Annotated in this window: 12 protein-coding genes and 1 pseudogene; 4 read left to right on the top strand and 9 right to left on the bottom strand. The window is 54.6% G+C overall.

What is annotated here, in order from left to right; all coding sequences use genetic code 11:
- The 5 genes and pseudogenes from ABYP39_RS12295 to ABYP39_RS12315 all read right to left on the bottom strand — a co-directional run.
- A pseudogene (locus tag ABYP39_RS12295) lies at positions 1–193 on the bottom strand (hypothetical protein); the annotation flags it as partial.
- 61 nt (positions 194–254) lie between these two features.
- Complete coding sequence (gene gabT, locus ABYP39_RS12300; RefSeq protein ID WP_372782789.1) at positions 255–1,544, bottom strand: 4-aminobutyrate--2-oxoglutarate transaminase; 1,290 nt, start codon at positions 1,542–1,544, stop codon at positions 255–257.
- Positions 1,541–3,004 (bottom strand): NAD-dependent succinate-semialdehyde dehydrogenase, encoded by a 1,464-nt coding sequence (locus tag ABYP39_RS12305; RefSeq protein ID WP_372782791.1) that lies wholly within the window; start codon positions 3,002–3,004, stop codon positions 1,541–1,543. The genes gabT and ABYP39_RS12305 overlap by 4 nt, the downstream gene beginning before the upstream one ends.
- Positions 3,001–3,762, bottom strand: coding sequence for a gamma-glutamyl-gamma-aminobutyrate hydrolase family protein (locus ABYP39_RS12310; protein WP_372747218.1), 762 nt, complete (start codon positions 3,760–3,762; stop codon positions 3,001–3,003). The genes ABYP39_RS12305 and ABYP39_RS12310 overlap by 4 nt, the downstream gene beginning before the upstream one ends.
- A 10-nt stretch (positions 3,763–3,772) precedes the next feature.
- Positions 3,773–5,125 (bottom strand): glutamine synthetase family protein, encoded by a 1,353-nt coding sequence (locus tag ABYP39_RS12315; RefSeq protein ID WP_372782793.1) that lies wholly within the window; start codon positions 5,123–5,125, stop codon positions 3,773–3,775.
- A gap of 64 nt (positions 5,126–5,189) precedes the next feature.
- On the opposite strand from ABYP39_RS12315, the gene ABYP39_RS12320 reads away from it, so the two are divergent.
- The 3 genes from ABYP39_RS12320 (at position 5,190) to ABYP39_RS12330 (ending at position 8,926) form a co-directional block, all read left to right on the top strand.
- Positions 5,190–5,909, top strand: coding sequence for a GntR family transcriptional regulator (locus tag ABYP39_RS12320; RefSeq protein WP_372782795.1), 720 nt, complete (start codon positions 5,190–5,192; stop codon positions 5,907–5,909).
- Positions 5,910–6,019: 110 nt separating this feature from the next.
- On the top strand, positions 6,020–7,408 hold the full coding sequence (locus tag ABYP39_RS12325) for an aspartate aminotransferase family protein (RefSeq protein WP_372747215.1): 1,389 nt from the start codon (positions 6,020–6,022) through the stop codon (positions 7,406–7,408).
- A 30-nt stretch (positions 7,409–7,438) separates the two neighbouring features.
- Positions 7,439–8,926: an aldehyde dehydrogenase gene (locus tag ABYP39_RS12330; RefSeq protein WP_372782797.1), complete on the top strand. Its 1,488-nt coding sequence runs from the start codon at positions 7,439–7,441 to the stop codon at positions 8,924–8,926.
- Positions 8,927–8,999: 73 nt separating this feature from the next.
- On the opposite strand, the gene ald is transcribed toward ABYP39_RS12330, so the two are convergent.
- On the bottom strand, positions 9,000–10,103 hold the full coding sequence (gene ald, locus ABYP39_RS12335) for an alanine dehydrogenase (protein WP_372747213.1): 1,104 nt from the start codon (positions 10,101–10,103) through the stop codon (positions 9,000–9,002).
- 142 nt (positions 10,104–10,245) lie between these two features.
- Here ald and ABYP39_RS12340 point away from each other — a divergent pair, with 142 nt between their 5' ends.
- A complete protein-coding gene (locus ABYP39_RS12340) occupies positions 10,246–10,731 on the top strand; it encodes an Lrp/AsnC ligand binding domain-containing protein (RefSeq protein ID WP_372747212.1) in 486 nt (161 codons plus the stop codon).
- A 115-nt stretch (positions 10,732–10,846) separates the two neighbouring features.
- Here the strand turns inward: ABYP39_RS12340 and ABYP39_RS12345 are convergent, their stop codons facing one another.
- The 3 genes from ABYP39_RS12345 to ABYP39_RS12355 all read right to left on the bottom strand — a co-directional run.
- The gene (locus ABYP39_RS12345) at positions 10,847–12,730 is read right to left on the bottom strand and encodes an NAD(P)-binding protein (protein WP_372747211.1); all 1,884 of its coding nucleotides are present in this window, start codon (positions 12,728–12,730) and stop codon (positions 10,847–10,849) included.
- Between the two features lie 12 nt (positions 12,731–12,742).
- A complete protein-coding gene (locus ABYP39_RS12350; RefSeq protein ID WP_372782799.1) occupies positions 12,743–13,222 on the bottom strand; it encodes a hypothetical protein in 480 nt (159 codons plus the stop codon).
- A 13-nt stretch (positions 13,223–13,235) separates the two neighbouring features.
- Positions 13,236–13,515: hypothetical protein (locus ABYP39_RS12355; RefSeq protein WP_372782801.1), on the bottom strand; the 280-nt coding region annotated here is incomplete at its 5' end.

Raw genomic sequence — 13,515 nt, forward strand, 5'->3', positions numbered from 1 at the left:
CGGCTGCGAGTGCCGTGACACCGACATAGTTACCAATAAAAATTCCGTCGACAATCGAAGCTGAGGTTAAGGCGAGCAACCCCAGCAGCGACGGAAACAGATACTTAAAGAATGTCGGGGTTATAGCACCATGCAGCGCGTGATCATCGACTGCGTATTCGCTGGGCAGCCCGGCTTGGTCAGCTTCTGACATGCGTCATCTCATAGTGAATATGGCATTGCGGCAGCGATCAGCGGCAAAGGCAGAACTTGCGCTACTGCAAGCAGGCGTCCATGGCATCAGCAAAGAGCGCAAGACCTTCGTCAATCAGCGCATCGTCGATGGTGAGTGCAGGCAGGAAGCGAATCACATTGCTGTAGTACCCGCAGCTCAGCAGCACTAAACCGCGTTGGTAAGCTTCGGCGACGATGGCTTTGGTCAGCTCGACCGCCGGTTTGGTGGCATCGCCGTCCTGAACAAGTTCAATCGCAATCATGGCGCCGCGGTCGCAACGCACCTCGCCGATACTATCGGGATGCTTCGCCTGCAGTGCGCGCAAGAGCTCGCCGAAGCGCGCAGCGATTCGATTCGCAGCCGCCGTTAGCTGTTCTTGTTCTATGGTTTCGATAACCGCCAGCGCGGCAGCACAGCCGATGGGTGAACCGCCGTAGGTGCCCCCCAAGCCGCCCGGCAAAGCCCCATCCATAATATCGGCCTTGCCCACCACCGCCGCCAACGGAAACCCGCCGGCCATACCCTTTGCCGTGGTCATCAGGTCGGGCTCGATACCTGAATATTCGCTGGCAAAGAACTTGCCGGTGCGTGCAAACCCGGTTTGAATCTCATCGGCGATCAAAACGATGTCGTGCTGGTCGCATAAACTGCGCAACGCCTGCATGAACTCGTCCGGCGCCGGATAAAATCCGCCCTCGCCCTGCACCGGCTCGACGATAATCGCTGATACGTCTTCGGGCGCGATATCGACTTTGAACAGCGTGTCCAGAGCCGCCAACGATTGCTGCACTGAGATACCGTGATACGCCATTGGAAATGGTGCATGAAAAATCTCGCCGGGAAACGGACCAAACAAGTTCTTGTAAGGGGTGATCTTACCGGTCATCGCCATCGCCAACTGGGTACGGCCGTGAAAGCCACCATTGAAGGCGATCACACCACGCCGCCGGTTGTAAGCGCGGGCAATCTTGACACAGTTTTCGACAGCCTCGGCGCCGGTGGTGACAAAAATAGATTTCTTCGGTGTATCGCCCGGCGCTAAACGGTTGAGCTGTTCGGCGAGCAATACGGCGGAATCATAGGGTGTCACCATCACGCAGGTGTGGCTGAAGCGCTCTAGCTGCGACAGCACCGCCGCCTTGACCCTGGGGTGCAGGTGCCCGGTATTGCACACAGCAATGCCCGTACCGAAATCGATATAGCGCTTGCCTTCCACATCCCACATTTCGGCGTTGTCCGCACGATCAATATAGACCGGAGCAACATTGCCCTGTCCACGCGCAATGGCATTTTCCTTGCGCTGCTGCCACTCAGCGTTGCTTACCGTCATTTGTCGATGCCTCCCATGCACATATATTTTATTTCCAGGTAGTCATCGAGACCGTATTTTGAGCCTTCGCGCCCCTGCCCGGATTCCTTGACCCCACCGAAGGGGGCCATCTCATTGGAGATCAGCCCTTCATTAATACCCACGATGCCGTATTCCAGAGCTTCACCCACACGCCAGCAGCGACCGATGTCGCGTGAGTAAAAGTATGCGGCCAGACCAACTTCGGTGTCGTTGGCCATCGCAATAGCTTCTTCTTCGGTATCAAACCGAAATACCGGCGCCACCGGCCCGAAGATTTCCTCACGAAACACCCGCATGGTGTTGGTCGCGCCGGTCAGAATTGTGGGCTCGACAAAGCACGCGCCCTTACTCGCCACATTGCCGCCAATGCATACCTCGGCTCCCTGTGATGTCGCGTCATCGATCAATCCCCGCACATCCGCAGCAGCGCTCTCGTTGATCAACGGTCCGATGGCAATCCCCTCTTCGGTACCGTCGCCGACGCGTAACTCTGCGACCGCGGCCCGCAACTTCTCAACAAACACATCATGGACACCCGTCTGGACCAATATGCGGTTGGCACAAACACAGGTCTGACCCGCATTGCGGTACTTGCTGACCATAGCCCCCTGCACTGCGGCATCGAGATCAGCATCGTCGAATACGATAAACGGTGCGTTGCCACCCAATTCCATCGAGGTACGTTTCACGGTACCGGCGCAATCAGCGATCAGTTTTTTGCCAACCTCGGTGGATCCGGTAAAGCTCAGCTTGCGCACAATGGGGTTGGCGGTGAGTTCAGCGCCTATGGCCTGAGTATTACCCGCCAGTATATTAATGACGCCCGCAGGTATACCGGCGCGCTCTGCCAGTTCCGCCAGAGCAAGGGCCGAGAACGGCGTCTCGTTGGCGGGTTTGCACACCACGGTACAACCGGCCGCCAGAGCCGGCGCAATTTTGCGGGTGAGCATGGCGTTGGGAAAGTTCCAGGGCGTGATGCAAGCCACCACACCGACGGGTTGTTTGACGCAGACAATGCGCTTATCTGCCGCAGGTCCCGGAATAGTATCGCCATACACCCGCTTGGCTTCCTCGGCGAACCACTCGATATAATTGGCACCGTAGGCGATTTCGCCAGCCGCCTCGGACAGCGGCTTGCCCTGCTCTGCGGTAAGAATTTTGGCCAGGTCCTGCTGATTGTCCATGACCAGATCGAACCAGCTACGCAGCAGTCCACCGCGTGCTTTTGCTGTGAGCGCCTGCCAAGCAGGCAGCGCCGCGCTTGCAGCGTCAATCGCCCGCCGGGTTTCCGTCTGCCCGCAGGCAGCGACCTCTGCAATCACGTTACCGGTCGCGGGATCTTTTACCGGGCGTGTACTAGCGTCATCGGCATCACACCACCCACCGTCAATATAGGCCTGCGTGCGCAAAAGTGATCTGTCCGCCAACTGTAAACTCATGTTATATCAGCCTGATGCTTTTCGTTGTTAACCTGCTTAAGAAATGTCGTCATCCACCGCACTACCGGCTCTTCGTCACGCTCTATAGTGCTGTCAATGAGCGAACTCAATCCCCGGTCTGCAACGTCCTCCGGAATAACCACGCCTTTACGCAGACTCACCAACTCTCGTTCAAACTTTGAGGTAAATTCCGGATGCGCCTGAAGGGTCAGCACCGCATCCCCGTAGGCGAGCGCGGCATATTTGCAAAATGTCGAACTCGCCAACACACAGGCTTGCTCAGGCAGATTGACCACCTGATCCTGATGCATCGCATTCAAAGTGAATTCTTTTAGCTGCGTGCCAGCAAGCTTGTGTGCCGCAACCACCTGATACCGTTGCAACCCAACTCCCCAACCATCGCTATACTTTTCAACCCGCCCACCAAGCGCCTCAGCAATAATCTGATGGCCAAAGCAAATACCCAATAGTGGTCGTCCCTCCGCGTAAACATCACGCACAAATTGCTTGAGTCGATCTATCCACTGAAAACCGTCGTACACACTGAATTTTGAACCCGTGATTAGCCAGGCATCACATTGCTGAACGCTGTCGGGGAAACAATCATCCCGCACATCAAACACTTCGTAGGCAAACGTCTCACCAGCACGATTAAACAGCTCAATGAACATGTCGGCATAGCTGCCGTACTCGTCACGCAACTCATCTGGGGTAATCCCAGCCGCCAGAATTCCAACCTTTAGCGTTGTGATTGCCACAGGCTTCGCCTCACAACTGGCCGAGATAGGTGTCGTACTCGATGTCTGGAATCCATCGCTGCATCTTTTCGAATTCCTGCTGTTTAACGGCAGAAAACACTTTGACAAAGGTATCGCCAAGATAATTAACGTGTACGCTGCAGTTGGTGAAATTGTGTATCGCGTCAGTCCAGTTACGCGGCAACGCGGGACCGGTGGTGCCAGGCTGCCGATTATCAAGATCATTGGCATCGCCTTCTGTCGCAGCGGGTGGTTGCAGTTTGTTGTCAATGCCATGCAAGGCCCCCTCCAAGACCGTGGCGAGCGCAAGGTAAGGGTTGGCGTCGGCACCGGCAACGCGATGCTCGATACGGCGCGCGGCATGCGGGCTGTCCGGCACACGAATCGCGACGGTTCTATTTTCGTATCCCCAACAAGCCAACGTCGGTGCGTGCGAACCCGGCATGAAGCGGCGGTAGGAATTTTGATGCGGCGCAAGTATCAGCATGCTGTCGGCCATGGTATGGATCAGTCCGGCAATCGCCTGCTGCAGCAGGCCGCTGCCGTGATCACTACCATCATCAAATACATTGCTGCCGTCGCCATCCAATAAACTGAAATGTACATGCATGCCATTACCGCTGTGCTCTGTATAAGGTTTGGCCATAAACGTTGCTGCGTGACCGTGCTTGCGGGCGACCCCTTTGACCAGGCGCTTAAACATCACCGCGTGATCTGCAACACGCAAGGGGTCATCCCCGTGCTCGAGATCGATTTCGTACTGTCCGGGTCCGAATTCGGAAATGATGGTTTGTGTGGATATGCCCTGCTGCTTGCAGGCTTCACGCACCTCCGCAAAAAACGGCGCCAGCGCATCGAGTTCATCCATGGAATAACCATCAATTTCTGAGACCTGACGCCCGTGTCCATCAGTCAATACCGGGGGCTTCGGGCGCTGCGTCGTCTCTGAACTTCCATCCAGTAAATAAAACTCGAGTTCCAACGCCACCACTGGATACATACCGCGAGCGTGATATTGCGCAACCACGTGATTCAGTACCTGCCGCGGATCGGCCAGGAACGGCGTGCTATCGGCGTTAAACATCGTCGCCAGCACCTGCTGACGGGGAGGTTCCAGCCACGGCGCTGGCACTGGCTGGTCCGTTACCGGCAGACAGATGCCATCGCTGTCCCCGGTTTCGAAGACCAAGCCATTATCAATAACGTCGCTACCCCAGAAATCGACACCCAACACCGAACGCGGCATTTTCACACCATCGACAGCCAACTTGTCGCCGCTGCCCGCTGGCAGCCTCTTGCCTCTGAGGTTACCGTTCAGATCGGTAACGAAGACATCGATCTCGTTTTCTTTTTCAACGGCCATATATTCATCTACAAGTCGCGTAAAATTCAGCTATAATGTGATCACATTTATCCGGGTAAAGTCAATGGACAAGAAATCGCCGCTCAACATCATCCCTGACCCGCGCGATCAGACGGAGACAGTCACGCAGTGGGTATATCGAACCCTGCGAGATGCCGTGATGAACGGCACTGTGCTCCCCGGTCGCGCGCTCACCATCAGGGAGTTGGCTGCACTACTCGACGTCAGCGCCATGCCGGTTCGAGAAGCCTTGCGCCTTCTCGCCGCAGAAAATGCCCTCGAACTGCTGGGCAACCGCCGGGTTATCGTGCCCGAGATGAGCGCGATGAAATTCGCCGAATTGTGTGAAGCCCGCATTGCACTTGAGACGCACGCCGCGGCGCGCGCGATGCCCTATATTGACAGTCGCAGATTCGACGACCTAACCGAGCTGGATGCAAGGATCGATGAAGCGCAGGCCGAAGGAGACCTCATCAGAATAACCCAGCTCAATCAGCAATTTCACCGTACGTTATACCTGGCAAACCCCCATGATATTACCCAGCCACTGATAGAGAGTTTGTGGCTACAGCTTGGACCGTTTATGCGATTGGCTATGGCAAATCTGGCCGATCACTACATCGCAGACCGCCACAAGGAAGCACTCTCTGCTATCGCGAAAAGCGATGCCTACGCTCTAAAAATGGCGATTACCAGCGATATACGCGACGGACTGGCGTTCGCTGCCGACCCGCATTTATTGCAAAGCTTTGTCATCCAGTCGAGGCAGGACACCAATGCATGAGCAGGAAAACAGGACCTAATCACCACTTTTGTGATCACATTTTCCTTGACAACCTCTTTTTGTGATCACATTATTCATCGCCTGACTCAAACCAATCAACAGGGGCAGCCATGACCCAGTCAACATTGACGCCATCGACAAGCACTGCAGAAATTCAAGCCATGGACGCTGCTCATCACATACACCCTTTCAGCAATAGCGGAGCATTGAATCGTCTGGGCTCGCGCGTTATCACTCGCAGCGAAGGCGTTTATGTCTGGGATTCCGAGGGTAATAAAATCCTCGATGGAATGGCCGGCCTGTGGTGCGTGAATATGGGCTACGGCCGCCAGGAATTGATTGATGCCGCCACCCGGCAATTGGGCGAGCTCCCCTTCTACAACACGTTTTTTCAAACCACCCATACACCAGCGGTGGATTTAGCGGCCTTGATAGCCAGTGTCACCCCCGGCGATCTCAATCACGTGTTTTTCGCCAATTCGGGCTCTGAAGCCATCGACACGATTATCCGCACTACCCGTCAGTACTGGCAAATTCAGGGAAAACCTTACAAGCATATTCTCATCAGCAGAGAGAACGCCTACCACGGCAGCACCGTCGGCGGCGCAAGCCTCGGCGGCATGTCGGCGATGCACAAGCAGGGTGCGCCCACGCTGCCGGGCATCGAGCATATCCGCCAGCCCTACTGGTACGGTGAAGGTGGCGATCAATCTCCAGAAGATTTCGGACTCGCCTGTGCCCAGGCGCTGGAAGATCGCATTCTTGCCGTCGGCCCGGACAATGTTGCTGCGTTTATCGCGGAACCCGTGCAGGGCGCCGGTGGTGTCATCGTGCCACCGGCAAACTACTGGACCGAGATTCAGCGGATATGCAGAAAGTACGATGTACTGTTGGCAGCCGATGAAGTGATCTGTGGCTTTGGCCGCACCGGTAGCTGGTTTGGCAGCCAAACGCTAGGCATTGAACCGGATATCATCTCCATGGCCAAAGGCCTGTCCTCCGGCTATCTACCGATAGCGGCAGTGGCAATAGGCGACCGGATTGCCAACGCGCTGCTGGAATGGGATGACGAGTACGCACACGGCTTTACCTATTCCGGCCACCCCGTCGCAGCCGCCGTCGCAGCCGCGAATATCCGCCTCATGCAGAGCGAAAACATTATCGATTACGTGGCTTCGGACATCGGACCCTACTTTCAGAAGCAGTTGCGGGACACATTGGCGAACCACCCGCTGGTGGGTCACATCGAGGGGCTAGGTCTGATGGCGGGCATTGCGTTGGTCAAAGACAAATCGACCAGGGCCCTGTTCAGCGATGATGTAAACATCGGGCTGATCTGCCGAAACCACTGTTTTAACAATGGCTTGATTATGCGCGCCGTGGGCAGTCGCATGGTGTTGTCACCACCGCTAATCATTACACACGAGCAAGTTGATGAGCTTGTTACCAAGGCCAAGCACTGCCTGGACCTGACGATGAAAGACGTCAACGCGGGCTAATATTCCGATTACGAGCGAGTGACGCAAACCATGAAGACTTATGCCGAGTGGCAGCACCTCAGCCGCACTCTCACATTTAACGGTCAAGCGTATATCAACGGCAAGTTCCAACCACCACAACGTGGTGAGTATTTCCCGAGTGTCAATCCGGCGACCGAGGAACATCTCGCGGACATCGCCGCCTGCGACGAGACGGATATCGACCTGGCCGTGCAAGCTGCGAGCACTGCTTTTCAAAACGGAGAGTGGTCAAATGCCGCACCGAAACAGCGCAAGCAGGTATTGCTGAAACTGGCAGACTTGATTGAAGCGCATCAAGAGGAATTAGCCCTCACCGACACGCTCGATATGGGCAAGCCCATCTCGGAAATGATGTCGATTGACCTACCGGATACCATCGACTGCTTTCGCTGGACCGCGGAATGCATCGACAAGGTGTATGGCGAAATTGCCCCGACCGGTCCAGACACACTGGCGTTGATCAAGCGTGAACCCGTCGGCGTGGTCGGTGCGATCACACCATGGAACTACCCGCTGATGATGATCGCCTGGAAGATTGCACCGGCATTGGCCGCGGGTAACAGCGTCGTCCTAAAACCGTCGGAAAAAGCGTCGCTGAGCGCTATCCGACTCGCACAATTAGCCTCCGAAGCAGGCATCCCAGCCGGCGTGTTCAATGTTGTGCCCGGCTCGGGGCAGACGGCCGGAAAAGCGCTCGCATTACACAAAGACGTGCAGGTGCTTGCCTTTACCGGCTCGACTGCAGTCGCGGCACTGCTCATGCAGTACGCAGGCCAATCCAATATGAAGCGAGTCTGGCTTGAGGCCGGTGGCAAGTCACCCAATTTAATATTTGCAGACTGCACCGACATCGAAGCTGCTGCCACAAGTGCAGCTGCCGCAATCTTTTCAAACCAGGGTGAGGTGTGTATCGCCTGCTCGCGCGTGTATGTTGAGAAGAAGATTAAAGCACCGTTTTTGGAAGCCCTGCTGAAAGCTGCCGAGCATTTCCAACCCGGGGATCCCTTAAATCCGAGCACCACCATGGGACCGATGGTTGATCGCGCGCAATTGGCAACAGTAGAACGCTATATCGAGTCAGCGCGAAATGAAGGTGGCAACTTGCTGATGGGCGGAGCATCCGATTACCTTCCAGGCAATGGCTTTTATGCAACCCCAACCATCGTATCCGACGCGACCAACGATATGACCTTCGTCAAAGATGAGATCTTTGGTCCAGTGCTCGCGGTGGGCGAGTTTGAAACAGAAGAGGAAGCTATCGCACTAGCCAATGATAGCGCTTACGGGCTCGGCGCCGCCGTCTGGACCGGCAACCTGTCCCGAGCGCATCGAGTCAGCGACAAACTGCAATGCGGCATGGTTTGGGTCAACACCTGGGGCGAAGGCGATACTACAGTGCCCTTCGGCGGCGTCAAAGCTTCCGGTAACGGTCGCGACAAATCATTGCATGCACTCGACAAATATACCGACCTGAAAAATGTGTTGATCAGATTGTAGGGCCGCAAACGCGGCCACACGACTGACATGATGACAAGCATTTCAACGATTATGTCTGTTGCAGCCTCGATATCTACTCAAACGCAACAAATGGCAAATTCAGTCCGTCAGCCACCGCTTTACACGTCAGTTGTTTATCGATGATGTTGAGGCCGTTACGTATGTGCTTATCTTTTTTCAACGTGTCCAACACACCGTCGTTTGCCAGTCGGATTACGTATGGCAAGGTCGCGTTGGTCAGCGCAAGCGTGGACGTTCGCGCCACCCCTCCGGGCATATTGGCGACACAGTAATGAACGATACCGTCAACGGTATAGATGGGGTCTTCATGCGTGGTGGGCGTACTGGTTTCAAAGCAACCGCCCTGATCAATAGCCACATCGACCAGCACCGAGCCCTTCTTCATTAGCTGCAACATTTCGCGCGTCACCAACTTGGGCGCTGCTGCACCGGGCAACAACACCGCACCAATCACGAGATCAGCCAACCCAAGGTAGTGCTCAATACCTTGTGTGGTGGAATATACCGTAGTGATGCGATCAGTCCACAGATCGTCGATGTATCGGAGTCGGTCAAGGTTACGATCAAGCATGGTGACATTCGCGCCCATGCCGATGGCCATCCGCGCGGCATTCAAACCAACCACCCCGCCGCCGAGCACCAATACATTGGCAGGGGGAACGCCCGGAACACCGCCCAGCAGCACGCCTGAACCGCCTCGTGCGATTTCCAGACAATGCGCCCCTTCCTGCACCGCCATGCGCCCCGCCACTTCTGACATTGGCGCTAACAAGGGCAGGCGACCAATATCATCGGTCACTGTTTCATACGCGATACAGGTGGCACCACTGGCCAATAGATTTTCAGTGAGTGCACGATCTGCTGCTAGATGCAGATAGGTGAAAAGCGTGTGGCCATCGCGTAGCAACCTGCACTCCTCTGGCTGTGGCTCCTTCACCTTAACGATCAATTCGGCAGCGTCAAACACTGCAATATTGTCAGACACGACGCGTGCGCCAGCAGCGCGGTACTGCTCATCACCAAATCCGATTCCGGCACCAGCACCCGCTTCCACCGTGACTTCGTGATTGAGCTCCGTGAGCTCGCGAACGCTAGCTGGGCTCAGACCGACACGATACTCGTGATTTTTGATTTCCCTGGGGACACCTATACGCATGATTTTTCACCTAACTCAGACCCTTGACATAAGTGAAAACTCTACACATTTGCCACAGAATATATTCTTTAATATTCATGTTTATCAGGTTATATAATTTATATTTTTACTTAAGCAGCATTTTTTATCGTAAAATGACGATATGGCAGAAAATAAACTATCGACAATCGATCTTAATATTCTTCGTGTTCTGCAGGAAAACGGGCGGATGACCTATTCCGCACTAGCTGAGGAGGTGGGCCTGAGTACCTCGCCGTGTATGGAGCGCGTCAAAAAGCTAGAGAGGCTGGGCGTTATTCGCGGCTACCACGCTCAGGTGGACCCAGAAGTGCTGAATGCAGGACTGGTGGTGTTGGTACAAATCCGTCTCGACCGAAAATCTCGCAATATCTTTCGCGAGTTCAGTAAAGCCGCTGCGCGGCTGCCCCAGGTTCAGGAATGCTTTCTGGTATCGGGCAATTTCGACTACCTGATCAAAGCACGGGTTGCAGACATGCGAGAGTACCGCGATTTTCTCGGCGACACCCTGCTAACCTTGCCCGGCGTACTGGAATCAACAACTTACGTCGTCATGGAAGAAGTCAAAGACACGCCCGTGATCTCTATTGAGCGGGCGATGCAAAATTAAATTGTTACCGATGGCTTTACCAATAAAAGCCCTCGCTGATCGATGTCGGAATTGCAACGTTTCCCTGGAGATGTCGCTGGCTTAGGGAAATTGCAGGAGACAAGCCAGGGCACCTTTACCCCAGTTCAGCCACCGCACGATAAGCTGCATCGATCGCGCTGTGCACGTATGCCTGAGCCTCGGAGTCGCTGTTGGCGATGCTGATTCGCCCGATCGGTGCGCGACCGAGTTCATGGGGTGCCTGACCTTCCTCCCATTGCGGATCGTAACGATCCAGATAATCATAGGTATAGCCGTGCGACCAGCGATTGACCGTAATCGCTGCAATATCGCGTTCTGCGTCAAAGCCCTGTTCGCCAAACATCTCGGTGAGTTGTTTTTTGATCTCGCTCTCAAAAGTCGCAAACGGCGTGCTGTAAAGTTTGTATCGGCCAAGGCGGTAGGCATCCCGGGCAGACTGTCCATCAGCGATGCGTGGCGACGGTGTATGCCCCATCCACAGCACCATCGGATCATTCTCATCAGTCTTGCCGTTATAGTCACCGAGGCTTACTGGTGCAGATTTCATCACCGACACGAAATAGCTACCTGGACAGGTATACTGCGCTGGACCCATAGCCTGTATCGCAGCACTTCTCCGCAACAGCACATTAACCATGACCAATGGAATTTTGACGCCGTACCTGAGGTGCTCTTTTTGCGCTTCGGGCATTTCCGGGCACAGGTGCGGAATAATACCGTTATAGCAAGCCAGAATGCAGTGCCTGGCCGACACGGTAAGCGCGTTCCCGTCCTGCACATAGGAAACCTCCACACCGTCCTTGGAATTCACCACGTTAACGGCGGTGCTATTTAGCCTCAGGCGGACAGGCGCATCAGATCGGTCGAGCTGACTATAATCAAAACGTGCAGTGACGATGTCGTCCATGGTATTGCCGGGCGCGACGTTTGGAATAAGATGACGAACCAGCAGCCGCGGGATCGAGGCATTTCCGTCAGGAAACATGGGAAAGGACACCTTCGAGCTCACATATCCAAAAACCCTGGTAAAGAGTTTACCCACCAGCCCAAGGCTCCTGGCCCCCGGCATGCCAAGCAAGAGCGCTTCGGATACCGAAGGGCATTCTGCACCCAGGCCCCAAAAGAGCTTTATGAAGGGCTCAAACAATGTCGCCGTTTCCGGCGTCAACCCCGCTCGACTGGTAAGGAATTCCATGTACGAGGTCGCTTCGATGTAACGCTTGGTTTCCAACAGCGACAATTCTTCGGTTAGATCTTTCTCACCCGCTATCAACGCAATTAGCCGCTGCTGTTGCTCGTCCGGCAACTGGAGAGATTGCACCATCTGGCGCCAGTCGCCCAAACCCAGCCACACGCCCCACCAATTACCTAAGACAGATCTGGATTTCCCGAAGTGTTCCTTGCCGAGAAAGACCCCATGTTCCGAGTGGAGTGTGTGAAGAACGAAATCGTTTTCACATGCCGCACCGAGCTTTTTTATGTCCACACCAATTTCGTCAATGAAGGCATTGACGTCATCGCTAAAATTCAGGGTCTCCAGATTTTGACTTCCACCTGCACCTAGCAACATGCGCCCATCGATATGAAATTCATTGCGCTTGGCATGGCCGCCAAAATCGTCATGATTATCGAGTATCAATATTCGACTTTCGGGCCCGTGTTGCTTGCGATACAGATAGGCCGCGGCCAAGCCCGAGATGCCGGCACCGACAACGATAAGGTCGTACTCCTCGTCTAAGCTCGTGTATTTCGACGGCTTCTCACCACGCCACGCCATTGCGTGGGCCACTTCAAAAGACCCGTCATGACTGCCGCGCATGCCGGTCAGCGTTGGCGGATAATAGCTGCTGTCTATTATTGGGGGGGAACCATGGGGCGCGCCGAGCGACAGCAATTCTCGCGGTGACATCGCAGCACCAGCGGCAAGCGCGAGCATAGCGCCGTCAAGAAAGTCCCTACGCTTAATGTGGCGACTCATAATACTACCCCGTTAACTTCGGTATTGAGCCACAAATTTATCTATGACTTCAGTTGCTTTTTGGGGATTACCTTCAAGACGTAATTTCAAGGTCTCCACCTGCATCACTTCCTGCGCAACAACGTAATCGAAGAACTCCCTGTCTTCTTCGGGCGCAATATCCCTGAGTCGCTCCAGGTCAGCAACGTAGGCTTCCGTTTCCTTGCACATATACCTTAAGACCGAAAGCTCAGACAATATTCGCAACACCAGCGCGCCTACAAATACTTCCATTTTGGTTTTGAAATTTGGCGCAGTGCTGATGCCGAATTTTTCTGCAACGGGTGTGTACCGCTCCTGATTCAACGTTTCGAATGCGAGGTAGGACTGATACCAACCTAATACTTCGGGCTCGAGCTTCCTTTTAACCATGCCCAAATTGCCGTTGTAAGCCATCAGTCTATTCTGCACTTCATATTCAAACAGCTTTAAAAACTCTGCCCGGTGCTCCATTACCATCTCCTTCTTAATTTGCAGATTTGTGATCGTGGATGGGCAGCCGCTCGATACGCTTGCGAAAATTGAATGCCGCTGCAACAACCGCAATCAGCATTACCCCAAACACTGGCGCTCCGATGGTCCGCATTTGGGCCGCGTGAATTGCCCCTAGAATCCAGAATAGCATCAGCGCATGGAACGCCAACCCGTATACCGCCATCGCAACGCCGGTTATTTTTGTGCTCAAGTCTGTACCCGCCTGATTTACCAGTGGCAATGCGAGCAACAGCGCACACAGCGCGTACATC

Source organism: Litorivivens sp. (assembly GCF_041625495.1).
Taxonomy (GTDB): Bacteria; Pseudomonadota; Gammaproteobacteria; order Pseudomonadales; family Spongiibacteraceae; genus Litorivivens.

What these genes read in the sequence shown, in the direction of transcription:
- ABYP39_RS12340 (WP_372747212.1), top strand. Translation starts at nt 10,246, where the DNA reads ATGGCAGAAAATAAACTATCGACAATCGATCTTAATATTCTTCGTGTT.
- ABYP39_RS12350 (WP_372782799.1), bottom strand. Translation starts at nt 13,222, where the DNA reads ATGGAGCACCGGGCAGAGTTTTTAAAGCTGTTTGAATATGAAGTGCAG.
- ABYP39_RS12315 (WP_372782793.1), bottom strand. Translation starts at nt 5,125, where the DNA reads ATGGCCGTTGAAAAAGAAAACGAGATCGATGTCTTCGTTACCGATCTG.
- ABYP39_RS12305 (WP_372782791.1), bottom strand. Translation starts at nt 3,004, where the DNA reads ATGAGTTTACAGTTGGCGGACAGATCACTTTTGCGCACGCAGGCCTAT.
- ABYP39_RS12330 (WP_372782797.1), top strand. Translation starts at nt 7,439, where the DNA reads ATGAAGACTTATGCCGAGTGGCAGCACCTCAGCCGCACTCTCACATTT.
- ald (WP_372747213.1), bottom strand. Translation starts at nt 10,103, where the DNA reads ATGCGTATAGGTGTCCCCAGGGAAATCAAAAATCACGAGTATCGTGTC.
- ABYP39_RS12345 (WP_372747211.1), bottom strand. Translation starts at nt 12,730, where the DNA reads ATGAGTCGCCACATTAAGCGTAGGGACTTTCTTGACGGCGCTATGCTC.
- ABYP39_RS12320 (WP_372782795.1), top strand. Translation starts at nt 5,190, where the DNA reads ATGGACAAGAAATCGCCGCTCAACATCATCCCTGACCCGCGCGATCAG.
- ABYP39_RS12325 (WP_372747215.1), top strand. Translation starts at nt 6,020, where the DNA reads ATGACCCAGTCAACATTGACGCCATCGACAAGCACTGCAGAAATTCAA.
- gabT (WP_372782789.1), bottom strand. Translation starts at nt 1,544, where the DNA reads ATGACGGTAAGCAACGCTGAGTGGCAGCAGCGCAAGGAAAATGCCATT.